The organism is Lysobacter xanthus, from assembly GCF_047159895.1.
The window spans coordinates 1-25,010 of sequence record NZ_BAAGAB020000043.1 but is presented as its reverse complement, the minus strand read 5'-3'; the positions used below and the strand labels follow the sequence as shown (position 1 = coordinate 25,010).

21 protein-coding genes are annotated in these 25,010 nt (G+C 71.6%); 16 read left to right on the top strand and 5 right to left on the bottom strand.

Annotated elements, in window-relative coordinates:
* The first annotated feature begins 177 nt into the window (after window positions 1–177).
* A complete protein-coding gene (locus ACY35P_RS10885) occupies window positions 178–948 on the top strand; it encodes a hypothetical protein (protein ID WP_462115855.1) in 771 nt (256 codons plus the stop codon).
* Window positions 945–1,787 (top strand): hypothetical protein, encoded by an 843-nt coding sequence (locus tag ACY35P_RS10880; protein ID WP_462115854.1) that lies wholly within the window; start codon window positions 945–947, stop codon window positions 1,785–1,787. Before ACY35P_RS10885 ends, ACY35P_RS10880 begins: the two co-directional genes overlap by 4 nt.
* Window positions 1,788–2,052: 265 nt before the next feature.
* On the opposite strand, the gene ACY35P_RS10875 is transcribed toward ACY35P_RS10880, so the two are convergent.
* A complete protein-coding gene (locus ACY35P_RS10875; protein WP_462115853.1) occupies window positions 2,053–3,069 on the bottom strand; it encodes a LysR family transcriptional regulator in 1,017 nt (338 codons plus the stop codon).
* A 152-nt stretch (window positions 3,070–3,221) separates the two neighbouring features.
* Here ACY35P_RS10875 and ACY35P_RS10870 point away from each other — a divergent pair, with 152 nt between their 5' ends.
* From ACY35P_RS10870 to ACY35P_RS10845, 6 genes are all read left to right on the top strand, one after another.
* Window positions 3,222–3,491, top strand: a complete 270-nt coding sequence (locus tag ACY35P_RS10870) for a hypothetical protein (RefSeq protein WP_462115852.1) — start codon at window positions 3,222–3,224, stop codon at window positions 3,489–3,491.
* Window positions 3,491–4,276 carry an SDR family NAD(P)-dependent oxidoreductase gene (locus tag ACY35P_RS10865; RefSeq protein ID WP_462115851.1) on the top strand — a complete coding sequence of 262 codons (786 nt, stop codon included), beginning with the start codon at window positions 3,491–3,493 and terminating at the stop codon, window positions 4,274–4,276. Before ACY35P_RS10870 ends, ACY35P_RS10865 begins: the two co-directional genes overlap by 1 nt.
* On the top strand, window positions 4,273–5,445 hold the full coding sequence (locus tag ACY35P_RS10860; RefSeq protein ID WP_462115850.1) for an efflux RND transporter periplasmic adaptor subunit: 1,173 nt from the start codon (window positions 4,273–4,275) through the stop codon (window positions 5,443–5,445). Before ACY35P_RS10865 ends, ACY35P_RS10860 begins: the two co-directional genes overlap by 4 nt.
* 88 nt (window positions 5,446–5,533) lie before the next feature.
* Window positions 5,534–8,701, top strand: coding sequence for an efflux RND transporter permease subunit (locus ACY35P_RS10855; RefSeq protein WP_462115849.1), 3,168 nt, complete (start codon window positions 5,534–5,536; stop codon window positions 8,699–8,701).
* Window positions 8,702–8,722: 21 nt separating this feature from the next.
* On the top strand, window positions 8,723–9,457 hold the full coding sequence (locus ACY35P_RS10850; RefSeq protein ID WP_462115848.1) for an SDR family oxidoreductase: 735 nt from the start codon (window positions 8,723–8,725) through the stop codon (window positions 9,455–9,457).
* Window positions 9,451–10,899 (top strand): efflux transporter outer membrane subunit, encoded by a 1,449-nt coding sequence (locus tag ACY35P_RS10845; protein WP_462115847.1) that lies wholly within the window; start codon window positions 9,451–9,453, stop codon window positions 10,897–10,899. Before ACY35P_RS10850 ends, ACY35P_RS10845 begins: the two co-directional genes overlap by 7 nt.
* 101 nt (window positions 10,900–11,000) lie before the next feature.
* Here the strand turns inward: ACY35P_RS10845 and ACY35P_RS10840 are convergent, their stop codons facing one another.
* Together ACY35P_RS10840 and ACY35P_RS10835 are read right to left on the bottom strand one after the other, a co-directional pair.
* Entirely contained in the window at window positions 11,001–12,197 is a 1,197-nt protein-coding gene (locus ACY35P_RS10840) for a sensor domain-containing phosphodiesterase (protein ID WP_462115846.1), read from the bottom strand.
* Between the two features lie 132 nt (window positions 12,198–12,329).
* Entirely contained in the window at window positions 12,330–13,835 is a 1,506-nt protein-coding gene (locus tag ACY35P_RS10835; protein ID WP_462115845.1) for a S8 family peptidase, read from the bottom strand.
* Between the two features lie 199 nt (window positions 13,836–14,034).
* Between ACY35P_RS10835 and ACY35P_RS10830 the strand changes: the two genes are divergently transcribed.
* The 8 genes from ACY35P_RS10830 (at window position 14,035) to ACY35P_RS10795 (ending at window position 23,093) form a co-directional block, all read left to right on the top strand.
* Window positions 14,035–15,399 (top strand): M28 family metallopeptidase, encoded by a 1,365-nt coding sequence (locus ACY35P_RS10830; RefSeq protein ID WP_462115844.1) that lies wholly within the window; start codon window positions 14,035–14,037, stop codon window positions 15,397–15,399.
* 74 nt (window positions 15,400–15,473) lie between these two features.
* Window positions 15,474–17,489, top strand: coding sequence for a PAS domain-containing sensor histidine kinase (locus ACY35P_RS10825; protein ID WP_462115843.1), 2,016 nt, complete (start codon window positions 15,474–15,476; stop codon window positions 17,487–17,489).
* Between the two features lie 201 nt (window positions 17,490–17,690).
* Window positions 17,691–18,554, top strand: a complete 864-nt coding sequence (locus ACY35P_RS10820) for an STAS domain-containing protein (RefSeq protein WP_462115842.1) — start codon at window positions 17,691–17,693, stop codon at window positions 18,552–18,554.
* 1 nt (window position 18,555) lies between these two features.
* Window positions 18,556–18,927, top strand: a complete 372-nt coding sequence (locus tag ACY35P_RS10815; RefSeq protein WP_462115841.1) for an STAS domain-containing protein — start codon at window positions 18,556–18,558, stop codon at window positions 18,925–18,927.
* Window positions 18,924–19,325, top strand: coding sequence for an anti-sigma regulatory factor (locus ACY35P_RS10810; RefSeq protein WP_462115840.1), 402 nt, complete (start codon window positions 18,924–18,926; stop codon window positions 19,323–19,325). The genes ACY35P_RS10815 and ACY35P_RS10810 overlap by 4 nt, the downstream gene beginning before the upstream one ends.
* Window positions 19,325–20,317 carry an ATP-binding protein gene (locus ACY35P_RS10805; protein ID WP_462115839.1) on the top strand — a complete coding sequence of 331 codons (993 nt, stop codon included), beginning with the start codon at window positions 19,325–19,327 and terminating at the stop codon, window positions 20,315–20,317. Before ACY35P_RS10810 ends, ACY35P_RS10805 begins: the two co-directional genes overlap by 1 nt.
* On the top strand, window positions 20,314–21,183 hold the full coding sequence (locus ACY35P_RS10800; RefSeq protein WP_462115838.1) for a sensor histidine kinase: 870 nt from the start codon (window positions 20,314–20,316) through the stop codon (window positions 21,181–21,183). Before ACY35P_RS10805 ends, ACY35P_RS10800 begins: the two co-directional genes overlap by 4 nt.
* Complete coding sequence (locus ACY35P_RS10795) at window positions 21,180–23,093, top strand: hybrid sensor histidine kinase/response regulator (protein WP_462115837.1); 1,914 nt, start codon at window positions 21,180–21,182, stop codon at window positions 23,091–23,093. Before ACY35P_RS10800 ends, ACY35P_RS10795 begins: the two co-directional genes overlap by 4 nt.
* Window positions 23,094–23,096: 3 nt before the next feature.
* Here the strand turns inward: ACY35P_RS10795 and purD are convergent, their stop codons facing one another.
* Entirely contained in the window at window positions 23,097–24,389 is a 1,293-nt protein-coding gene (gene purD, locus ACY35P_RS10790) for a phosphoribosylamine--glycine ligase (RefSeq protein WP_462115836.1), read from the bottom strand.
* 59 nt (window positions 24,390–24,448) lie between these two features.
* The coding region (locus tag ACY35P_RS10785) for a hypothetical protein (RefSeq protein ID WP_462115835.1) at window positions 24,449–25,010 on the bottom strand (562 nt) is incomplete at its 5' end.

Sequence of the window (25,010 nt, the reverse complement as noted above, 5' to 3'; positions counted from 1 at the left end):
CTCGGCACCCATCACGTAGACGAGGCGCGTCGGCAACTCGGCGGCGAACAGGTCGGCGCCGCCGTCCACCACGGTGGTTCCGGTGGAGCCGGTGCCGTGAGGCGCGCACGATTCGCGGCCGTGTGGCTGATCGTCGCGGCGCTCACCGGCTGCGCGCATGCCCCGGCCGCGTCGCCCATGCAGACCCGCATCTTGGAGGCGTCGCGTCGCGGCGTCGCGCAGTTGCGCGCGGGCGATGCGCAGCGCGCGCGCACTTCGTTCGAGGACGCCCTGCGCCTGGCGCAGTCCGTCGAGGACGAGGCCGCCATGGCGCGCGCCTGGCATGACCTGTCCGTGGCCTATCAACGGCTCGGGCAGGACGTCGAGGCCGACCGCGCGCTCGATGCCGTGCTGCTCGACGACGTGCATGCCTACCCCGATGCCGAGGTGGCCTCGATCGCCCTGCGCAAGGCCGTGCTCGCGACGGCGCGCGGCGATCTCGGTGCGGCCGACGCCGCGCTGGTGCGGGCCCGTGGCGCTTGCGCATCGCCGTGCGCACGCGAAGGCGCGATCCTGAACCTCGAGGCGCGGCTCGACCTCGCGCGCCGCCGGTACGACGACGCGCTTGTGCGTCTCGACGCCGCCTCGGCGCGCAATCGCGACGATTCCACCGAGGCCGCCAACACCGCGCGCCTGCGCGCCGCCGCGCTACTTGCGCTACGCCGGCGCGATGCGTCCACCGCGGCCGCGACGCAGGCGCTCGCGCTGGACAAGCAGCTCGGCCGCAGCGACAAGATCGGCGAGGACCTGCTGCTGCTTGCCGAAGCCGCGCCCACGCGCGATGCACGCCGTGCCTTTCTCCTGCGCGCAGCGGACGTCGCACGCGCCCGCGGCGACGCCGCTGCCGAAGCACGCGTGCGTGCACGCCTCGAACCGTCCCCAACCGTCCCGTCCGGAGCCGCGCCATGAACCCGATCCGTCGCCTCGCCGCCGTGCTGCTCGCGCTCGCCGCCGTCTCCGCCATGGCCGCACCGCCGCCGAAGGCCGGCATGGTGGTCGACGTGCAGGGCCCGGCGCGCCTCGTGGCCGATGGCGCGTCGAAGAAACTCGAACTGCTCGCCTACGTCGCCCCCGGTACGCGGATCGAAGTCGACGCCGGCGGCCAGGCCGCGGTGTCGCTCTACGCCAGCCGGAGCGTCTACCGCATCGTCGGCCCCGCCGTGGTCGACGTGGGCGCGACGGGGCTCGTGCCGGTGTCGGGCGCTGCGCCGGTGGCGCGGTCGCTCGCGCAGAAGCTCGTGGCGTCCGCGCAGCCGGGCAACCGCGTGCACGGCGCCGTGCGCATGCGCGACGGCGCCACCGACCTGGCGCTGGTGACGCCGGAGACGGGCGCGGTGCTGCTGCACGCGCCCGGCGCGTTCCACTGGGAAGCCACCGTGCCCGGTCCTTACACGCTGGTGCTGCTCGACCTCGAGCGCCCGGGCACGCCGCTCGTGAGCGCGCAGGCGCAGCAGACCACCTGGATGCGTCCGGCGGACCTCGCGCTGGTCGCCGGGCATGCCTACCGCTGGAGCGTCTCGGCGCCGGGCTCCGCCGCCGCGGCCTCTGGCGAGTTCACCCTCGCCGCGACCGACGTGGTCGACCTGCTCGGCGCTATCGAGCCGGCGGCCGATGCCGCGGTCGAGGACTGGGTGCTCTACGCCACCGCACTGCAGGAGCAGGGCGTGCGCGACGAGGCCCGGGCGGCGTGGAAGAAAATCGCCGCGATGCGCCCCGACCTGGCGAAAGCCAAGGTGATGGCGCGCTGAGAAAGCGCCGGTCGCCGACATCGCGATCGGCTACCGCGCCTCGCGGCCGACCGATGCGGAGAGGGCTGCCGTTTCGACGATGCGACGGAGTCCGACGACGCGTCGGGGTCGCCCGTCAGCGCGCGCGCCGGCCCGTCGAGCGTAACGTCGCGAAACACGCCAGTGGCGCCGTCGTCAACGCGCCACTCCACCGTGCCCACGGCGCGATTCGCGCGATGCGCGCCGATCGTTCGACGATCGACGCCGGCGACCGCGCGGCCGCTGCCTACGCCGTCTCGACCTCGCGCACGCGGGCCATCGCCTGCTCGACGGCAGCCGGGCAATCCGCCACCTGCACGGACGCCGGCAACATCTTGCGGTTGGGACACACCGCCTGCATGTAGTCCGCTTCGAACGTCAGCCGCTCGACGAGGAAGTCGACGAACGCGCGCACCTTGGGCGACTGCACGCGGCCCTTCGGAAAGACGGCGTTGCAGTCGTGCTCGGGGCCGGTCCAGCCGGCGAGTACGTGGCGCACCAGGCCCTGTTCGATGAAGCCCTTGACCGTGATGTCGCTCGACAGCATCAGGCCTTCGCCGCACAGCAGCGCGCCGGTGAGGAAGCCCGGGTCGTTCGCGACGAGGATGGGGTCGACGCGGAATTCCACGTTGCGCTCGCCGTCCGACAGCGGCCAGATGTAGGTGCCGTTTCGGCGGAACTTGGTGAACGTGAGCGCGCGGTGGTGCTGCAGGTCGTCGGGGTGCAGCGGCTCGCCATGCCGCTCGATGTAGGCCGGGCTCGCGTACACCTGCGAGCGGAACGTGGCGAGGCGTCGCGCGACGAGGTTCGAATCGGGCAGGTTGCCCACGCGCAGGGCGACGTCGATCTCCTTGTCGATGAGGTCAAGCGATTCGTTGGTCAGGATCATCTCCACGCGCACTTCCGGATGCAGCGCATGGAACTCGCCCAGCAACGGCGCGATCCAGGTGATGCCGATGGAGTAGGGCGCGGTGATGCGCAGCCAGCCGCGCGGGCCGTCCTGCAGCTGGCTCACGGCGCTCTCGGCCTCGTCGAGCTCGCGCGCGATGCGCTGGCAGTGCTCGAAATAGACGTTGCCCGCCTCGGTGAGGCCGAGCTTGCGCGTGGTGCGGTGGAGCAGCTGCGCGCCCAGGCGCGTCTCGAGGTCCTGCACCTTGCGGCTGACGGTGGTCTTCGGCAGCCGCAGCGCGCGCGCGGCGGAGATGAAACTGCCGTGCTCGACTACCTTGACGAAGACCAGGGTGTCGTTGAGGTCGCGGGACATGGGCGGGGCTCCTCGGGATCCGGGAGCGCAGAATCGCATGCGGCGGGCCGGGTGACTGTCCCTTCGTCGGGATAATCATTCCCCGAAGTCGTGGCTAATCAAATGCGGGACGCAGGTCTAGCCTGCGCAGCCTCTCCTCGAGGTTTCCCGTCATGACCGCCCGGTCCCCGCTCCGCCTGCTCACCGCCGTCCTTCTCCTGTCAGGGAGCCTGGCGGTGCTGGGCCTAGGCACGACGCTGGTCCGCCACGTCGCCGCCGGCCCGCAGGCGGGGTTCGCGCTGTTCGCCTGGGCGGTGGGCTTCGCGGTGCTGCTGCCCGTCGGGCTCACGGTCGTGGCCGTGCTGCCGGCGGCGCTCGGCCTCCGACGCGTTCGCCGCGTCGTCCCGAATGCGGGCTGGAACATCCCGAGGACGGGACAATGATGGGCGCGGTCCTCGTGCTTGGCGCCACCGGGACGGTGGGGCGCGCGGTGGTCGCGGCGGCGCTGGAGGCGGGCCGCGCGGTGGTCGCGGTGGCCCGCGGCTGCAGCGGGCTGAAGGCGCTGGAAACCGCGCACCCCGCGGCGGACCTCACGCTCCTGCGGGCCTCGGTGTCGGGCGACCGCGGCGCGGCGAAGCTCGTCGCGCAGCTGCGCAAGCTCGGCCGGCCCGTCGACGCGGTGATCGTCGCGCTCAAGGGCGGCAGCGAACGCGGTCGCCTGCTCGACCAGGGCACGGATGCGCTGCGCCATCGGCTGGACGAGGACCTCGTGCCGCACCTCGTCGCCGCGCGGCACCTGCTGCCGTGGCTCGAATCGGCCGGCACCGGCGCGCGGTACGTCGTGGTCGGCGGCCCCGGCAGCGCCACGCCATGGGCGGGCTACGGGCATCGTTCCGTCGCCGCCGCCGCGCTGCGGATGCTCGTGCGCGTGCTCCACGACGAAGCGCGCGCCACCGGCGTACGCGTGCAGATGCTGCAGGTGCCCGCGCCCGCGCATACCGAGACCAACGCCGCGCACGCCTGCCCGCAGTGGCCGCGCGCACAGGCCATCGGCCGCCAGGCGGTCGCGCTCGCCACCGCACCGCGCGGCGTCCGCATCGAGGCCGTCGTCGACTTCCAGGCCGGGCCGCCCGCGCCGTGCAGCCGGCCGCGCGATGCGGATATCGCCGATGCGCGCGCCCTTCTTGAATCCCTTTCCTCCCCGTTTCCCTCGCAGGACGCCCCATGAACCCAACGACTCTTCCGATCCGCAGCCTCGTGCTGACGCTCGCGACCGCCGCGGTGCTCGCCGCCGCGGGCTGCACCAGCCAGGCCGAACCCGGCGCCGCGATGCCGCCGCCGCCCGAAGTGAGCGTCGCCCCGGTGCTGACCAAGCCCGTAGGCCAGTGGGACGACTTCACCGGGCGCGTCGCCGCGGTCGACACCGTCGAACTGCGGCCGCGCGTGAGCGGCTACATCGAGCGCGTCGCCTTCGATGAGGGGCAGGAAGTCCACCAGGGCGACCTGCTGTTCACCATCGACCCCCGCCGCTTCAAGGCCAACCTCGACCGCGCGCTCGCCGACCTCGACCGCGCGCGCAGCGAGGCGCGCCTCGCGCAGGCGCAGGACCGCCGCGCGCAGACGCTGATCGACGCCAAGGCGATCTCGCGCGAGGAGTTCGAGAGCCGCCGCGCGTCCAGCGCGCAGGGCAGTGCTTCGGTTCGTGCCGCCGAAGCCGCGGTCGCCGCCGCCCGGCTGGAGCTGCAGTACACCCAGGTGCGTGCGCCGATCTCCGGCCGCGTCGGACGTGCGCTGGTCACGCGCGGCAACCTCGCGCAGGCCGACAGCACGCTGCTTGCCACGGTGGTCTCGGTCGATCCCGTGCACGTCTACTTCGAGACCGACGAGCAGGCCTACCTTCACTACAAGCAGCTCGAGCGCGACGGCCGCGGCGGGGCGCAGAGCGCCGTGCGCATCGGTCTCGCCGACGAGCAGGGCTATCCGCACGAGGGCCGCCTCGACTTCGTCGACAACCAGGTCGACCCGCGCACCGGCACCATCCGCGCCCGCGCCGTCGTCTCCAATCCCGACCGCCGCTTCACGCCGGGCCTGTTCGCCCGCGTGCAGTTGCAGGGCGGCACCGCGCAGAGCGCGATGCTGATCGACGACAAGGCCGTGCTCACCGACCAGGACCGCAAGTACGTCTACGTGCTCGGCCCGCACGACACCGCGGTGCGCAAGGACGTGACGCTCGGTCGGCAGGTCGACGGGCTGCGCATCGTCACCGGTGGCCTCGCGGCGAACGATCGCGTGATCGTGCACGGGGTGCAGAAGGTGTTCATGCCGGGCATGCCGGTCGCGCCGAAACCCATCGCGATGGGCGCGCCGCCGCCGGCCCCGGCGCTCGCCGCGAAGTAACCGCCGCACCCCTGCAGTCGAGTTCCCCGCTTCCGCGGATCGCGGAGGCGTGGGCCCCTACGGCCCGGATTTCCGCAAGGACCCCGCCATGGACTTCTCCCGCTTCTTCATCGACCGCCCGATCTTCGCGGCCGTGCTGTCGATCATCATCTTCGCCGCCGGCCTGATCGCCATCCCGCTGCTGCCCATCGGCGAATACCCCGAAGTGGTGCCGCCGTCGGTGGTGGTGCGCACCGTCTACCCGGGCGCAAACCCGAAGGTGATCGCCGAGACCGTCGCCACGCCCCTCGAGGAAGCCATCAACGGCGTCGAGGACATGATGTACGTGAAGTCGGTCGCCGGTTCCGACGGCGTGCTGCAGCTCACCGTCACGTTCCGCCCGGGCACCGACCCCGACGACGCGGCGGTGAAGGTGCAGAACCGCGTCAGCCAGGCGCTGGCCCGGCTGCCCGAGGACGTGCGCCGGCAGGGCGTGACGACGCAGAAGCAGTCGCCGACGTTCCTGATGGTGGTGCACCTCATCTCGCCGGACGGCAAGTACGACTCGCTCTACCTGCGCAACTACGCGCGCCTGCACGTCAAGGACGAGCTCGCCAAGATTAGGGGCGTCGGCGACGCGCAGATCTTCGGTGGCGGCGACTACGCGATGCGCGTGTGGCTGGATCCCGACAAGCTCGCCGCGCGCGGCCTCACCGCCGGCGACGCGGTGCGCGCCATGCGCGAGCAGAACGTGCAGGTGTCCGCCGGCCAGCTCGGCGCCGAGCCGATGCCCAACAGCGACTTCCTGACGCTGATCAACGCGCAGGGCCGGCTGTCCACGCCGGAAGCGTTCCGCAACATCGTGCTGGAGAGCGGGGAGGGCGGCGAAGTCGTGCGCCTGGCCGACGTCGCGCGCATCGAGATGGGCGCCGGCGACTACACGCTGCGCTCGCAGCTCGACGGCAAGAACGCGGTGGCCATTCCCGTTTTCCAGGCCCCGGGCGCGAACGCGCTCGACATCCGCGACCAGGTCATCGCGAAGATGGACGCGATGTCGAAGACCTTCCCGGCCGGCATCGAATACCGGGCCGTCTACGACACCACCGTCTTCGTGCGCGACTCGATCAAGGCCGTCGTCTCGACGCTGCTCGAGGCCGTCGCGCTCGTGGTGCTGGTCGTCATCCTGTTCCTGCAGACCTGGCGCGCCTCGATCATCCCGTTGATCGCGGTGCCGGTGTCCGTGGTCGGCACCTTCGCCGCGCTGCACCTGCTGGGCTTCTCGATCAACACGCTGACCCTGTTCGGCCTGGTGCTCGCGATCGGCATCGTGGTCGACGACGCGATCGTGGTGGTGGAGAACGTCGAGCGCAACATCGAGGAAGGCCTCACGCCGCTCGCGGCCGCGCACCAGGCGATGAAGGAGGTCTCCGGGCCGATCGTCGCGATCGCGCTGGTGCTGTGCGCGGTGTTCGTGCCGATGGCGTTCCTGTCGGGTGTCACCGGCCAGTTCTACAAGCAGTTCGCGGTGACGATCGCGATCTCGACGGTCATCTCGGCAGTGAACTCGCTAACCCTGTCGCCGGCGCTGGCCGCGCGACTGCTGAAGCCGCACGGCGCGTCCAAGGATGCGCCGACGCGCCTGATCGACCGCCTGTTCGGCTGGGTATTCCGTCCGTTCAACCGCCTGTTCCAGACCAGCTCGCACCGCTACCAGGGCGCGGTGTCGAAGGCGCTCGGCCGTCGTGGCGCGGTGTTCGTGGTCTACGCGGTGCTGCTGGTCGGCACCGGCCTGATGCTCAAGGCGGTGCCGCCGGGCTTCATCCCGACGCAGGACAAGGGCTACCTGATCGCCGGCGTGAAGCTGCCGGAGGGCGCCTCGATCGCCCGCACGGATGCGCTGCTGCGCAAGGTCACCGAAATCGCGATGCAGACCGAGGGCGTCGAGCACTCGATCAGCTTCCCGGGCCTCAACGCGCTGCAGTTCACCAATACGCCGAATACGGGCGTCGCGTTCCTGTCGCTCGAGCCCTTCGGCAAGCGCCACCGCTCGGCCGCCGAGATCAACGCCGAGATCAACCAGAAGATCGCCGGGCTGCAGGAAGGCTTCACGTTCTCGATGATGCCGCCGCCGATCCTCGGGCTGGGCAACGGCAACGGCTACCAGCTGTTCGTCGAGGACCGCACCGGCGCCGGCTTCGGCGCGCTGCAGAACGCCGTGCAGGCGCTGCAGGGCACCGTGGCGCAGACGCCGGGCATGAGCTTCCCGATCACCAGTTACCAGGCGAACGTGCCGCAGCTTGACGCCGAGGTCGATCGCGTCAAGGCCAAGGCGCAGGGCGTGCCGCTCACCGAGCTGTTCGACACGCTGCAGACGTACCTCGGCAGCGCCTACGTCAACGACTTCAACCAGTTCGGCCGCACCTGGCAGGTGATCGCGCAGGCCGACGCACCCTTCCGCGACAGCGTGGAGGACATCGCCGGGCTGCGTACCCGCAACGTGCGCGGCGAGATGGTGCCGATCGGCTCGATGGTGACCGTCAAGCAGACCTACGGCCCGGACCCGGTGCTGCGCTACAACGGCTACCCGGCCGCCGACCTCGCCGGTGAAGCCGACCCGCGCGCGATGTCGTCGGCGCAGGCGATGGACACGATGGCGTCAATCGCGGCCAAGGTGCTGCCGCCGGGCATGGACATCGAATGGACCGACCTGAGCTACCAGCAGGCCAGCCAGGGCCGTGCCGCGCTCGTCGTCTTCCCGCTCGCCGTGCTGCTCGCCTTCCTCGTGCTCGCCGCGCTCTACGAGAGCTGGACGCTCCCGCTCGCGGTGATCCTGATCGTGCCGATGACGATCCTCTCCGCGCTGGTGGGCGTCCGCCTCGCGCACGGCGACAACAACGTCTTCGTGCAGGTCGGCCTCGTCGTGCTGATGGGCCTGGCCTGCAAGAACGCGATCCTGATCGTCGAGTTCGCCCGCGAGCTGGAAATGCAGGGCCGCACGCTCGTGCAGGCCGCGCTCGAAGCCTGCCGCCTGCGCCTGCGCCCCATCGTCATGACGTCGATCGCCTTCATCGCCGGCACCGTGCCGCTGGCGCTCTCGCACGGCGCAGGCGCGGAAGTCCGCGGCGCCACCGGCATCACCGTCTTCGCCGGAATGCTCGGCGTGACGCTGTTCGGCCTGTTCCTCACCCCCGTGTTCTACGTCGCCCTCCGCACGCTCGTGACGCGCCGCGTCGCGCCCGCCGCGGACGTCGTCGACGCCGAACCCCTCCACGCCTGATCCCCACGCAAGGACACCGACATGACCACCGATACCCGCCGCATCGCCCTCGTCACCGGCGCCACCCGGGGCCTCGGCCTCGAGACCGTCCGCCAGCTGGCCGCCGAAGGGCTGCATGTACTGCTCGCCGGGCGCGACCCCGCCCGTGCCGTCGCCGCCGCGCTGCCGTTCCAGGGCGCGGGCCTCTCCGTCGAGGCGATCGCGCTCGACGTCACCGATGTCGACAGCATCCGCCGCGCCGCGCAGGACGTCGCCGACCGCTTCGGCCGCCTCGACGTGCTGGTGAACAACGCGGGCGTCTTCATCGACGACTTCAGCCTGCCGCCGTCCCAGCAGTCGCTGCGCACCTGGCGCGAGACGTTCGACACCAACCTGTTCGGCGTCATCGCCACCACGCAGGCCTTCCTGCCAGTGCTGCGCGCGGCGCCGGCCGCCCGCATCGTCAACGTCTCGAGCCTGCTGGGCTCGCTGGCGGCGCACACCGATCCGGCATCGCCGATCTTCGACTTCAAGATGCCGGCCTACGACGCCTCCAAGAGCGCGCTGAACGCGTGGACCGTGCACCTCGCGCACGAGCTGCGCGACACGTCGATCAAGGTCAACGCCGTGCATCCGGGCTCGGTGAAGACCGACATGAACGCGCAGGGCGATCTCGACGTGCGCACCGGCGCGCGCACCAGCGTCGAGATGGCGCTGCTTGGCGCCGACGGCCCCACGGGCGGCTTCCACCACCTCGGCGAGGTGCTGCCGTGGTGACGCGCACGCTGACCGTCGCGTTGTCGGCGGCGCTGCTCGCCGCGTGCAGCGTCGGGCCCGATTACGTCCGGCCCGACACCCCGCTGCCCGAGCACTTCGTCCGGGCGCCGGCCGACACCGCGGCGCCGGCGAACGCCGCCGACGCGCGCGAGTTCTGGCATCGCCTCGGCGACCCGGTGCTCGACGGGCTGGTCGAAGACACGCTGTCGTCGAACCACGACCTGCAGGCCGCGGTCGCGAACTTCGACCGGGCCGAGGCCCTGTTGCGTGGCGCGCGGTTCGATCGCCTGCCCACCGTGACCGCCGAAGGCGACGCGTCCCGGCAACGGCTGAGCCGCGACCAGGGCGGCGACGGCGACGACGTGCGCAGCTACGGCGCGCAGGCGGTTGCCCGCTGGGAGCTGGACCTCGTCGGCCGCGTGCGACGCGGCGTCGAGGCCGCCCGCTCCGAGGCGTGGGCGAGCGCGGCGGATCTCGACGCGCTGCAGATCAGCCTGGTCGGCGAAGCGGTGCGCACGTACGTCGAGCTGCGCGGCACGCAGGACCGGCTGCGCGTGGCACGCGAGAACGCGGCCAACCAGCAGGAGACGCTGCGCCTGGTGCGCGTGCGGGTCGAGGCCGGTCGTGACAATGACTTCGACCTCGTGCGCGCGGGCTCGCTGTTCGACGCCACGCAGGCGCGTGTGCCCGCGCTGGAGGCGGCCGAAGGCGCGGCCATGCACCGCCTCGCGGTGCTGACCGGACGCACGCCCGATGCGCTCGTCGCGACGCTGACCCCGGCCGCGCCCATCCCGACGGTGCAGGCACGGCTCGACGGCGAGACGCCGGCGTCCGTCGTTCGCCGTCGTCCCGACATCGCGGCGGCGGAGCATCGCCTGCATGCGGCGACCGCGCGCATCGGCGTCGCCACCGCCGACCTGTTCCCGCGACTGACGCTCGGCGGCCTGATCGGCACGCAGGCGTCCGCGGCTGGGGACCTGTTCGGCTCCGGCAGCGGGACGCGCCTCGTCGCGCTCGGCATCGACTGGTCCTTCCTCGATGTCGGCCGCGTGCGTGCACGCATCCGTGCGGCCGACGCCGGCGCGGACGCGGCGCTGGCGCAGTACCAGCAGGCGGTGCTGCTCGCGCTGGAGGAGACGGAGACCGCACTGCTGCGCCACGACCGGACGAACGCCGAAGCCGAGCGCCTCGCGCAGGCCGCCGCGGATAGCGCGCGCGCGGCCGAACTCGCCCGCCTGCGCTACCGCGCGGGCGCCACGGATCTGCTCGACGTGCTCGATGCCGATCGCGTGCGCCTGCAGGCCGAGGATGCGCTGGCGGACGCACGGACCCGCGCGGCCACCACAGGCGTCGGCGTGTATCGCGCGCTGGCCGGCGGCTGGCCGGAGTGGGAAGCACGCGTCACCCGCGTGAACGGCACACGCACGGTGTCGGAGCGATAGAGCAATGCCGCACCGCTCCGTACGGGCGGTGCGGCGTGTCCGGGCGGGTGCGACGCCGGCGGCAGGGCGCGCAGAGATGCGCCGCTTGGCTACAGCCGCCGTCAGCCGCGCTCGATCAGCGGGGCGAGCGGCCCCGGCGTCGTGAAGAGGAAGCCCTGCGCATGCGGCACGCCTGCGGCCTCGAGCACGCGGGCCTGCGCCTGGGTCTCCACGCCCTCGGCGATGACCTGCGTGCCCGTGCGGCCGGCGAACGCCATTACACCGGCGACCATCGCCTGCTTCGCGAGGTCGTTCTCGATGCCGGCCACGAGGCTGATGTCGAGCTTGATGATGTCCGGACCGATGCGCAGGACGTGCTGCAGGCTGGAATAGCCGGCGCCGACGTCGTCGATCGCCACCCGCATGCCGCGCTGTCGCAGTTCCGACAGCGCGCGCGCCAGCACGTCGTAGTCGTCGACCGGTGCGTGCTCGGTGATCTCGAGCACGATTCGATCGGCGGGGCGCCCGCGCAGCGCAGTCGAAAACTCCGGAAGCACGAGCGTGCCCGGGGACACGTTGAGCGACAGGAAGGCATGCTCCGGCAGGCAGTCCAGCGCCCAGAGCGCCCCTGCGATCGCGGCCAGTTCCATGCGCGGGCCCATGCCCACCTGCCACGCTTCCCGGAACAGCGCCTGCGGCGTCGTGGCATCGACGCGCGCGAGCGCTTCCACGCCGTCCATGCGGCCGTTCGCAAGCGACACCACGGGCTGGAACACCATGGTCGGGCCGCCGGCGGCGATGATGGCGGTCAATAGCGAACGCCGTTGCCCAAGGCGTTCGGAGGCCTGCACCGGGTTTTCGAGCTGGTGTCCGAGCAGGTCGGCGAGGAAGCGCATGAAGCCGACGTCGCGCGCGCAGCTTTCGGGATTCGGCTCGAAGTTGACGCAGCACAGCGTGCCGAAGATGCGGCCGTCGCCGAGCACCACGGGCACGCCCATGTACGAATCGATGCCGAGGATGCGCGTCAGCGGGATGTCGCAGGTGAGTGGATTGACCCGCGCGTCGTAGATCGCTTCCGGGATCCGCCCGTTGAGTAACTGGTAACAGTACGAGTCCTCGACGTCGAAGCGCATGCCGACCGGAAGCCCGGAGCCGGCCGCGTCGCCGTCCGCGGCGCGGATGAACTTGTCCGCCCCGGTGAGCTCGGCGAGGAAGCTCACGCGCGCCCCGAGGTAATCCCGGGCGGAGGCGAGCACGCGGACGACGAAAGCCTGGGCGTTCGGGTCGAGGTCGGCGTAAGGCGAGGTGGCGCTGTCCATGATCATTCTCCCTGGCGCTGTGCGCCGCCGGACCCGATACGCAGCGTCGCGCGATGCGGGTTTGCAGGCCGTGGACGCGGGCGACCGCCCGTGGTCGCCGATCGTTCTTGGCGCGAGGTCATCGGCGCGGCCCTAGCGGCGCCGGTCCACGGCGGGCCGCGTCGCCACCCCGACGCGCGCGGGAGCCGGCATGCGCCGCGTAGTGACCGCGCTGGCGGCCGCGGCCTGACCGGGGGCGGCGACGAGCGCGGGCGGCTCCGGCGACCCCGAGCACTGGCCTTCGATCGGCGCGAGCGCGGGCGGGTTGAGCAGCCGCACCGCGTCGACGCAGTCGAGGAAGGGGTACTGCCGGCCGCTCACCGGATCGGTCACCCGCGTGGGCGACAGGCGCATCGCCTCCATGCGCTCGGCGGGCCCCGACGCCGGCGCCGCCTGTTTCAGCGCGGTCGCGCAGGCCGCCATCATCGGTGCCGCGAACGACGTGCCGGCCCAGCTCAGCGTGCCGCCGCCGAGGCGCGCGGAGGTCACGTAGGCGCCGGCGGCGTAGAGATCGGTGGTGGCGCTGCGGTTGCTGAAGCAGGCGGGCTGGCGCGGCGCGGTCGAGGCCTCGGAGCAACTGAAGACGCTCACCGGCCCTCCGCTGAAGTCCCACGTCGCGCCCGCGCTGAAGACGTCACGGATGCAGGCCGGCAGCGCCATCGCGTTCGGGTTGGACTGGTTGCCGGCCGACGCGGTCACCACGGCGCCGCGGTCGATGAGCGCGGCCACCGCCTGCGCCATCGCCTGCGCGGTCGCGCCGCTCGCATCGCAGTCCCCCGGATAGAGCGTGCTGATCGTGCCGAGGCTCATGTTCACGGCGTCCACGTCCGCATGGTTCGTCGCGAGCCAGTCGAGCGCGGCGATGACGTCCGAGACGCAGCAGAACGCGTTCTTCGAATCCATCACCTTCACCGCGACGAGCGAGGCGCGCGGCAGGGCGCCGCGCGGCGCGTCGATGCCTTCGCCGACGATGATCGCGGAGACGTGCGTGCCGTGCGCATGGTCGTCCTGCGCCGAGCCCGGGCCGCCCTGGCTGGCCGTGCCGTTCGGACAACAGCCGCCGCCGCCGATGCGCGAGCAGAAGCAGCGCTCGCCCACCACGCGATTGCGCAGGTCGGGGTGGTTGAGGTCGACGCCCGTGTCGACCACGGCGACCTTCATGCCTGCGCCGTCCAGACCGAGCGGCATCAGCGGGGCGACGGCGTTGAGCACGGACGATTCGTCCGGGGCCAAGGCATGCCCGCCGCCCGGCAGGTCGGCGTCGATCGCCGCGACGTCCGGATGGCGGCGCAGGCGCGCGAGGGCCCGTGCATCGATGTCCGCGGCGAACGCGCCCACCAGCGCGAAGCGGCGACGCATGCGGTAGCTGCCGGGCTCGAGGCTGCGCTCGGTGCGCGCGACGGCCGTTTCGATCGCCATCGTGCGCAGCGCGGCGTTGCGAGTCAGCAGCAGCGGCTGACCCGCGGACGCGAGGCTCACCAGCACGCGGCTCGTGCCCCGGACCTGCACGGTGTGTTCGACCTGCTCGGACACGCGCGCCGCCGATGCGGTGCCGGCCCACAGCAGCAGGACCATGAACAGGCATGCGATGCGACCCATGCGACGCCCCGCGCTTCGTTCCCAGGAAGCCCGACGATACGCGCGTTGCGGCCGCGGGTTCGGTCCCGCCCGCACGGCGGGGTGGCCGCGCTCCGGTCGCGGCGGTAGCCCCCGCCGGATGGAACGCCGCATTGCCGTCGTGCCGCCGACCGCCACATCGCATCCGGTACGCTCCGGCTCCTGACTTCCGGAGCCCGCCATGCGCCGCCTTCCCCTGGTTCTCGCCTGCCTCGTCCCCCTGGCGGCCGCCGCGCAGGCGGGCCCGTCGTCGTCCAAGCCGCAGCTGTGGGCGATCGGCACGGCGCCGTCGGCCGCGCGCATCGAAGCCGACGTGCGCAAGCTCGTCTCGTTCGGCACGCGGCACACGCTGTCGAGCCAGACCGATCCGGTGCGCGGCATCGGCGCGGCGACGCGCTGGGTGCATGCGGAGTTCGAGCGCATCTCGAAGGACTGCGGCGGCTGCCTGGAAGTGCGTTACGTCAAGGGCACCGTGCAGGGCGAGCCACGCATCCCGGGGCCGCTCGAGGTGGTGAGCGTGATCGCGATCCAGCGAGGCACGAGCGATCCGAACCGCTACGTGATGATGAGCGGCGACATCGACTCGCGCGTCACCGACGTGATGAACGCGACGGCCGATGCGCCGGGCGCCAACGACAACGCGTCGGGCCTCGCCGGCACGCTGGAAGCCGCGCGCGTGCTCACGAAGTACAAGTTCCCAGGCTCGATCGTCTATGGCGCGCTGTCGGGCGAGGAGCAGGGCCTGTTCGGCGGCAAGTTCCTCGCCGAGCAGGCCAAGAAGGAGGGCTGGCGCATAGAGGCCGTGCTCAACAACGACATGATCGGCAACTCGGCCGGTATCACCGGCGTTGTAGACAACACCACCGCGCGCGTCTTCTCGGAAGGCACGCGTGCGAACGAGACGAAAGAGGAGGCGAACCAGCGCCGCTTCACCGGCGGCGAGATGGATTCGCCGTCGCGCAACCTCGGGCGCTACATCGACCGCATGGCCGACTTCGTGCCGAACCTGGACGTGATGATGGTCTACCGGCTCGACCGCTTCGGCCGCGGCGGCCACCACCGTCCCTTCAACGACCTCGGCTGGCCGGGCGTACGCGTGATGGAGACGAACGAGAACTACGACCGCCAGCACCAGGACGTGCGTGTCGAGAACGGCAAGCCCTACGGCGACGTCATCGAAGGCGTCGACTTCGCCTACGCCGCCAAGCTCACCGCGCTCAACGCGGTGAGCCTCGCTTCGCTCGCGTGGGCGCCGCCGCCGCCGGCCGACGTGAAGATCGAGGGCGCGGTGAGCGCCGACACCACGCTCAAGTGGGCGCGCCCGACCGCAAAGCAGGCGCCGAACCTCGCCGGCTACAAGCTCTACTGGCGCCTCACCACCGACCCGCAGTGGACGCATTCGCGTTACGTCGGCGACGTCGGCGAGTTCACGCTGAAGAACACCATCATCGACAACTACTTCTTCGGCGTGGCCGCGGTGGCGAAGGACGGCACCGAGAGCCCGGTGGTCTTCCCCGGCGCGGCGGGAAGCTTCGGCGGGTACTGATCCGCCCGTCGGCCGGGCCGGGCAGCTTGTGAAGGGACGGGCGCATAATGGGTTCCTGACTTCCGGACCCGCTCGTGATCCCATCGTTCGACCTGCTGTTCCAGTGCTCGCCCAACGCCTACATGGTGCTGGACCGCGAGCTTCGGTACGTGGAGGCGAACGAGGCCTATTCGCTCCTCGTGGGCGTGCCCCGCGCGCGCCTGCTCGGACAACGGCTGTTCGACCTGTTCCCGGGCAGCGTGGAGGTCGACGGCACGTCGCAAGCGGACGTTCTCCGGCGATCGCTGGAGCGCGCCCTCGAGACCGGCGAGCGCGACGCGCTCGCGCTGATCCCGTACGCGATCACGGTGTCCACGCCCGAAGGCGAGGTCACCGACATGCGGTACTGGAGCGCCACGCACACGCCGTTGCGGAACGACGCGGGCCAGGTCGTGGCGGTGCTGCAGCACACGATGGACGTCACCGAGGTGCACCGGCTCCGCGAGGCACTTCGCGCGGCGCGCGATGCCACCGGGCTGACCCGCGAGCAGCAGGAGGGTGCGGTGCTGTCGCGCGCGGCCGCCGTGCAGCGCGACAACGACCGCCTGTCGGCGCGCCTGAGTTTCCTCGACGACCTGTTCGATCAGGCACCGGGCTTCATGGCCGTCCTGCGCGGGCCCGACCTCGTCTTCGAGATCGCGAACGACGCGTACGAAGCGCTGGTCGGGCGCTACCGCTTCCTCGGCCGGCCACTGCGCGAGGTCCTTCCGGAGGTGGTCGAACAGGGCTTCATCCAGCTGCTCGAGCGCGTCCGCGAGACGGGGCGACCCTTCATCGGCCGCGGAATGCCGGTGGTGCTCGACGACGGCGACGGCTGCCGCGTCACGCGCTTCGTCGATTTCGTCTACCAGCCGGTGCGCGGTGCGGACGGGCAGGTCGATGCCATCTTCGTGCAGGGCAGCGACGTGACCGAGCGCGAAGCCGCGCTCGCGGCATCGCGCGAGAGCGAGGCCCGCTTCCGCACCATCGCCGACCTCGTCCCGCAGATGATCTGGTCCACGCGCGCCGACGGCTATCACGATTACTACAACCAGCGCTGGTACGACTTCACCGGCGTGCCCGCGGGCTCGACGGACGGCGAGGCCTGGGCGGGGATGTTCCATCCCGACGACCAGCCCGGCGCCTGGGCACGCTGGCGGCACAGCCTCGCCACCGGCGAGCCGTACGCGGTGGAATACCGCCTGCGCGATCGGGATGGCCAGTACCGCTGGGTGCTCGGCCGCGCTTTGCCGGTGCGCGAAGGGGACGGCCCCATCACGCGTTGGATGGGCACCTGCACCGAGATCGACGACCTCAAGCGCGTGCAGCAGAGACTCGAGCGCACCGAAATCGCCCTGCGCGAGGCCGACCGCCAGAAGGATCGGTTCCTCGCCACGCTCGCGCACGAGTTACGCAACCCGCTGGCACCGATCGTCACCGCGGTCCAGTTGCTGCGCATGGCGCCCGATCGCATCGACACCGTGCGCCAGGCGACCGAAGTGATCGATCGCCAGTCCCACCACATGCGGCTGCTCGTCGAGGACCTGATGGATGTCTCGCGGGTGACGAGCGGGCTCGCCGGCCTGCAACGCCGGGAGGTGCGGCTCGGGGACGTGGTGGCGGCGGCCATCGAGCAGACGCAGCCGCTTCTGCAGCGGCATTCGCACGCTTTCGACCACGTCGACGGCGTCGGCGAGCTCGTGCTCGCCGCAGACCCGGTGCGCCTCACGCAGGTGCTGACGAACCTGCTGACGAACGCGGCCAAGTACACGCCCGCGGGCGGGACGATCCGCCTCGCGTCCTTGGTCGAGGACCAGGTGGTGGTGCTCCGCCTGACCGACAACGGCGTGGGCATGGACGCGGCGCTGCTCGACCGCGTCTTCGAACTCTTCGCACAGGCCGAGACGACGCCCGAGCGGCACCACGGCGGACTGGGCATCGGCCTGGCGCTGGCGCGCAGCCTTGCGCAGCTGCACGGCGGGACGCTCGTGGCCTCCAGCCCCGGCCCCGGATGCGGCTCGACCTTCGAACTGCGCCTGCCCATCGCGACCGCGGCGATCGCCGTCGACTGAGTCGTCGTCCGGCAACGGGACGGCGCCCGCACCGTGTCCCCAGGCAGCCTCTCCCACGGCCTGCCGGCCTGTGGTTGACGAACTCCGGCGTGACATGCCGGGGAGGCCTGTCGAAGGTGGAAAACGCGGCCGTTCGGCGCGACATGGGCGTCGCGGGGACCGTGATACCTTCGGCGCCCTCTTCACAGACCCGAAGCCCGCATGTCGAACGATACGGCTCCCCTGATCGCGATCGTCCAGCAGGACCAGTCCGCCATCCTCGACGCCTGGCTGGGCGAACTCGCGCAGAGCGCGGCGACGTTGCGCGGCCGGGTGACCAAGGAGGAGCTCGCGCAACGCGCGCGCGAGATGCTGCAGCAGCTGGTGCAGGGCCTGTCGGCCGGCGCCGACGGCACGACAGGCGCGGACTTCACTGCGCTCGACCGCTTCTTCGACGACTTCGCCCGCGACCGCGTGCTGCAGGGTTTCAATGCGGAGGAGACGGCCACGTTCGTGCTGTCCCTCAAGCGCCCGGTCTTCGCACGCCTGCAGCAGCGCCTCGGCGGCGACGCCGCGGGCCTCGCGGCGGGCATGTGGGATGCGACGCAGCTGATCGACAAGCTCGCCCTGCGCTGCATCGGCGCCTTCCAGCGCATGCGCGAGTCGGTGATCGAACGCCAGCAGGCCGAGCTGCTCGAACTCTCCACCCCCGTGGTGAAGCTGTGGGACGGCGTGCTCGCGTTGCCGATCATCGGCACGCTGGATTCGAGCCGCACCCAGACGATGATGGAAGCGCTGCTCACCCGCATCGCCGACACGGGCTCGGCGATCGCGATCATCGACATCACCGGCGTGCCCACCGTCGACACGCTGGTCGCGCAGCACCTGATCAAGACCGTCACCGCGATCCGACTGATGGGCGCCGAATGCATCATCAGCGGCGTGCGCCCGCAGATCGCGCAGACGATCGTCCACCTCGGCGTCGACCTCGGCAACGTCACCACCAAGGCGAACCTGGCCGACGCGCTCGCGCTGGCGCTCACGCGCAGCGGCCTGACGGTCTCCAAGTCCACGCGCGGCGCCTGACGTGGACCGCATCCCCATCTTGCGGATGGGTGACGTATTGCTCGTCACCATCCAGGTCGACATGCACGACCGCATCGCCCTGCAGCTGCAGGACGACCTGACGCGGATGATCGACAAGACCGGCGCGCGCGGCGTGGTCATCGACATCTCCGCGCTCGAGATGGTCGACTCGTTCATCGGCCGCCTGATCGCCGACACGTCGGCGATGAGCCGAGTGCTCGACGCGGCGACCGTCGTGGTCGGCATGCGCCCGGCGGTGGCGATCACGCTCGTCGAGCTGGGCGTCGCCATGCCCGGCGTGAAGACCGCGCTCGATGTCGAGAAGGGCCTGGCCCTGCTGCAGGCGGAACGGCCCGCGGACGCGGGCGAATGAGCGCCGACGCAGGACGCATGCCGCTGCGCAGCGAGCAGGACATCGTGCTGGCGCGCCAGCAGGTGCGCCAGCTCGCGCTGCAGCTGAAGTTCTCACTGGTCGACCAGACCAAGATGGTCACCGCGGCGAGCGAGCTCGCGCGCAATGCGTTGGTCTACGGCGGCGGCGGCGACATGGACTGGACGATCGTGCGCAACGGCACGAAGTCCGGCCTGCAGCTGTCGTTCGTCGACCAGGGCCCGGGCATCCCGGACCTCGCACTCGCGCTCACCGACGGCTGGACCTCCGGCAGCGGCCTCGGCCTCGGGCTGTCGGGCACGCGTCGTCTCGTGAACGATTTCGAGCTCCACAGCGCGCCCGGCGAGGGCACGCGCGTGGTCATCACCCGATGGACGTGATGCAGGCCGATCCCGGGCTGTGGCAGGTGGCGGACATCGACGACGCCACGCAGGTGGGCGCTGCGCGCCGCATCGCGGCGCGGCTCGCCGAATTCGCGGAACTCCCCGAAACGATTGCCGGGCAGCTCGGCCTCGTCGTCGTCGAGCTCGCCACCAACCTCTTCAAGCATGCACAGCGCGGCCGCCTGTTCGTGCGGGTGGAGGGGCAGGGCGAGGCGGCGGTCGCCGACGTCGTCGCGGTCGACGACGGTCCGGGCATGGACCTGGAGCGCTGCTTCCACGACGGCTTTTCCACGTTCGGCACGAGCGGCACCGGCCTCGGCGCGGTGCGCCGCGCCGCGACGCTGTTCGACGCCTATTCCGACGCGCGCGGCAGCGTGCTGTTCGCGCGACTCGGGACTCAGCCGGGCCCGCGGCGCGGCTCCATCGCCATTCCGCTCAAGGGCGAACTCGAGAGCGGGGACTGCTGGCAGTTCATTGCGACCGAGGGCGGCTGGTCGGCCGCGGTCGTCGACGGCCTCGGGCACGGCGCCGATGCGGCGGTGGCGTCGCGGACGGTCGCCGAGGCCCATCGCGAGTTTCCCGCGTCGCCTGCACGCTGCATCGCCGCCGCGCACGAGCGCAGCCGCGCCACCCGCGGGTCCGCCGCGTCCGTCGTCGTCCACGACGCGCGCGATGCGAGCCTCGTGCACGCGGGTGTCGGCAACGTCGCGGTATCGCTGGTGGGGCTCCAGGAGGGCCGTGGTGTCGCCAGTCAGAACGGCACGGTCGGCGGCGTCTGCCCCGCGGTGCGCGAGACGCGTCTCGACGCGCCGCCGCGCACGCTCGTGGTCATGCACAGCGACGGCCTGAGCGCGCGCTGGTCGGTCCATGCACATCCCGGGCTGCGCTCACGCCATCCGCAGGTGGTTGCGGCCACTTTGTTCCGCGATGCGCATCGCACGCGCGACGACGCGACGGTGCTGGTGATCGAAACGGGAGCGCCCGCATGAGCGACGCCGCCGCACGACTGCAGGCCGAGCTGGACGCCGCGCGGGCGCAGGTCGAAGCGCTCAATGCCGAACTCGCGGAGACCAACAACGGCGTGCTGGCCCTGTATTCGGAGCTGGACCAGCAGGCCGAGGAGCTGCGGCAGGTGTCCGAGCTCAAGAGCCGCTTCCTGTCGTACATGAGCCACGAATTCCGCACGCCGCTCGTGGCGATCCAGAGCATGGGCCGGCTGCTTCTGGACCGGCTCGACGGTCCCCTGACCGAGGAGCAGGAGCGCCAGGTCGTCTTCGTGCAGGAGGCGGCGGGCGAGCTGAGCGAGATGGTCGACGACCTGCTCGACCTGGCGAAGGTGGAGGCCGGGAAAATCACCGTGTCGCCGGACTGGTTCGAGCTGATCGACCTGTTCGCCGCGCTGCGCGGGATGTTCAAGCCGATCGCGACGGCGGGCGACGTGGCGGTGGTGTTCGAGGAACCCGTCGGCGTGCCGCCGATGTTCTCGGACAACCAGAAGGTCGCGCAGATCCTGCGCAACTTCATCTCGAACGCCTACAAGTTCACGGAACGCGGCTCGATCACCGTCTCCGCGCGGCTCGAAGGCACGGACATGATCCGGTTCTCGGTCGCGGACACCGGCATCGGCATCGCGCAGGACGACCTCGGCCACCTGTTCGAGGACTTCGTGCAGCTGCATTCGGCGCGCAGCCGCCGCGGCACCGGCCTCGGCCTGTCGCTGTGCCGCCGCTTCGCGCAACTGCTCGGCGGGCGCGTCGAGGTGGAGAGCACCCCGGGCGTCGGCTCGACGTTCCATGCGATCCTGCCGTGCCTGCCTCCGCCGGAGGCGGAGCCCGTCCCGGAGAGCGCGCCGTGATCGGCCAGATCCAGGTCGACCGCCCCATCCTGGTGGTCGATGACACCAATTCGACCCGCTACTCGACGGTGCGCGTCCTGCGCGCGGCCGGCGTGGAGGTGCTCGAGGCGACGAACGGCCAGCAGGCGCTGCAGATGGCGCCCGGCTGCGGCGCCATCGTGCTCGACGTCAACCTGCCCGACATCGACGGCTTCGAGGTCTGCAGGCTGCTGCGCGCGGGTGCGGTCAATGCGCGCGTACCGGTCATCCATCTCTCCGCGCAGCGCCTGCGCGACGAGGACAAGATCCGCGGCCTCGAATCGGGCGCGGACGCGTATCTCACCCATCCGGCCGAGCCGGGTGTGCTGGTCGCGACGATCAACGCCTTGTTGCGCGCGCGCGCCGCGGAGCAGGCGGAACTGCGCTCGCGCGCCCGCTTCGAAGCCGTGTTCCGCACCGCCCCGGTGGGCATCGCGCTCGTCTCCGCGTCCGGCGAGCCGCGCGAGAGCAATGCGGAGATGCACCGCATCCTCGGCATCGAATCCGGCGCGGACGCCGACACTGCGCTGCGATCGCGCCTCGCCGACGTGCTCGTGCAGTGCCGGGGTGTCGGCACCGCGCGGCACGCGTCGACGATGGTCACCGACGTCCGCGCCAATCGCGTGGTCTACCTCGATTGCCGGGTCACCGACCTCGACGACGACACGCGACTGCTGGTCGTCGTCGACGCCACGACCAAGCACCTCTTGGAGGTCGAGCGCGAGCGCCTGCTGCAGAGCGAGCGCAGTGCGCGCCACAGTGCGGAGGAGGCGAGCCGCGCGAAGGATTCGTTCCTCGCCCTGCTGTCGCACGAGCTGCGCAATCCGCTCGCGCCGATCAGTTCGGCCGCCAAGCTGTTGCAGATGGCGCCCGGCGATTCGTCGGTGGTCGAGCGGGCCAGCGGCGTGATCGTGCGGCAGGTGCGGCACATGAAGGAACTCGTCGACGATCTCATGGACGTCTCGCGGGTGACTCGCGGCCTCGTGGAGCTCGAGCGCACGCCGGTCGAGCTTCGCCCGGTGCTCGACGCCGCCGTGGAGCAGGTGCGCCCGCTGATCGAGTCGCGCGCCCATGCGTTCACGCTGGTCGCCCCGACGGCGCCGGTGGTCGTCGACGGCGATCGCACGCGACTCGTGCAGGTCGTCGCGAACCTGCTCAACAACGCGGCGAAGTACACCCCGACGGGCGGCTCCATCCGCCTGGAGTTGAGCTTCGATGCGAACGAAGCGATCGTGCGCGTCCGCGACGACGGCTTGGGGATCGCGCCGGAACTCCTGCCGCACATCTTCGAACTGTTCACCCAGGCGGAGCGCACGCCCGACCGCGCGCAGGGCGGTCTCGGCGTGGGACTCGCACTGGTGCGAAGCGTCGTGCAGCTGCACGGCGGTCGCGTGCAGGCCGCAAGCGCCGGTGAAGGCCACGGCAGTACGTTCACCGTCGCACTGCCGACGACATCGGCGGTGGCCGTCGCGCCGCCCGAGCGCATGCTGGCGGGACGGTCGTTCGACGCGCACGCCGTGCTGCTGGTCGACGACAACACGGATGCGGCATCGACGCTGGCCGAAGTGCTTCGGCTCGCGGGCCACGCGGTGCGCGTGGCGAACGACGCGCAGGTCGCACTGGACCTCGTCAGGTCCGGCGACGCCCGGTTCGACGTCTTCGTGTTGGACATCGGCCTGCCGGGCATGACCGGCTACGAGTTGGCCGGGCGCCTGCACGACGACCCGCGCACGCACGGCGCGGTCTTCATCGCACTGACCGGCTACGGCCAGCAGGCCGATCAGGACCAGTCGCGCGAAGCCGGGTTCGACCGCCACCTCGTCAAGCCCGTGCGCGAGCTCGACCTGCTCGACGCGATCGCTTCGCTCACCGCGGCGCGCGCCGCGGGCTGAGCCTCAGCGCGTGGTGCGTTCGCGCTCGATTGCGCGCCAGCCGATGTCGTGGCGGTGGAATTCGCCGTCCCAACTGATGCCGGCGACGAGGGCATACGCGCGTGACTGCGCTTCGGCGACGCTCTCGCCCAGTGCGCAGCAGCACAGCACGCGGCCACCGCTCGTCTCCACGTGCTCGCCGACGAGCGTGGTGCCGGCATGGAAGACCTTGCTGCCCGGTTCCTCGGGCACGTCCCACTGGTTGACCACGTCGCCGGTGCGCGGCGCGTCGGGATAGTTCGCCGCCGCCATCACCACGCCGAGCGACGCGCGCGGATCCCACTCGGCCTGCACGAGATGCAGGCGCTCGGCGATCGCCGCTTCGACAAGGTCGACCAGATCGGACCGCAGTCGCAGCATCACCGGCTGCGTCTCCGGGTCGCCGAATCGCACGTTGAATTCGATGACCTTCGGCGCGCCTTCCGCATCGATCATCAGGCCCGCGTACAGGAAGCCGGTGAAGGGCACGCCGTCGGCCGCCATGCCCCGCACGGTCGGCTCGACGACCTCGCGCATCACGCGCGCATGCACCTCGGGCGTCACCACCGGCGCGGGCGAGTAGGCGCCCATGCCGCCGGTGTTCGGGCCGGTGTCGCCATCGCCCACGCGCTTGTGGTCCTGGCTCGTGGCCATCGGCAGCGCGGTGCTGCCGTCGACCATCGAGATGAAGCTCGCTTCCTCACCATCGAGGAATTCCTCGATCACCACGCGGGCGCCCGCCGCACCGAACGCATTGCCGGCGAGCATGTCGCGCACGGCGGCCTCGGCCTCATCCTGGGTCATCGCCACGATGACGCCCTTGCCGGCAGCGAGGCCGTCGGCCTTGATCACGATCGGCGCACCCTTCTCGCGCACGTAGGCGAGCGCGGCCTCGACGTCCGTATGCACGGCGTAGTGCGCGGTCGGGATGCCGTGGCGCGCCAGGAAGTCCTTCGCGAACGCCTTGCTGCCCTCGAGCTGCGCGGCCGCGGCGGTGGGGCCGAAGACGCGATGCCCCGCCGCGCGGAACCGGTCGACCACGCCTGCCACCAGTGGCGCCTCGGGCCCGACCACGGTGAGCGCGATGCCCTCGCACTCGACCAGCGCGAGCAGGCCATCGATATCGGTCGCGCGCACGTCGACGTTGCGGCACTTCGCCTCGCGCGCCGTGCCCGCGTTGCCGGGCGCGACGAGCACCTGCGAGACGCGCGTCGACTGGGCGATCTTCCAGGCGAGCGCGTGCTCGCGACCGCCGGAACCGATGACGAGGATCTTCATGCGCGACCGAGAAAGCAGGGGAGCCCCCATTTTACGGGAGGGCGCGGCGGCCGATCCCGTCAGGCGCCCGTGCCGCAGGCCTGGGACCCCAGCACGCGGGCGGAGACGGCGTAGCCGAAGGCATCGTGCGGAATCCACAGCAGGCGTTCGACCGCGTCGCCGCCGCGCCGTCCGGTGACCTGAATCGCGAGCGGGTAGTAGCCGTCGGCCGCCGGCGCGGCGCCCATGCGGGGCTCGCATCGCAGGTCGATCGCCCGCGACCGGCAGCGACGCGCGAGCGGCGTCGACGCGCTCCCGCAGGTCGCCGTGGTGCGCACGCTCGTGGCCACCCGCAACACGCTGCGCAGGCGTCCCTCGTATTCCTCGTAGAACGACTGCACGCCGCGCTCCAGCGCCGCCGTGTGCTGGCGCCCGCGCACGACGAACGCCGGTCGCGCGGGGCCGAGCATCGCGATGCCGACCTCGCCGTCGCTGCCCAGCGGGACGCCGCGGAACGAGGCGCGGATCGTCGCAGCGTCCCCGCCGCGCGCGGGCGGCGCGAGCACGAACAGGTCCGCCGCACGCACGGCGACGTCGCCCTGCGCCGGCGTGCACACCGCGACATGGCGGTCGCCCTGCGGC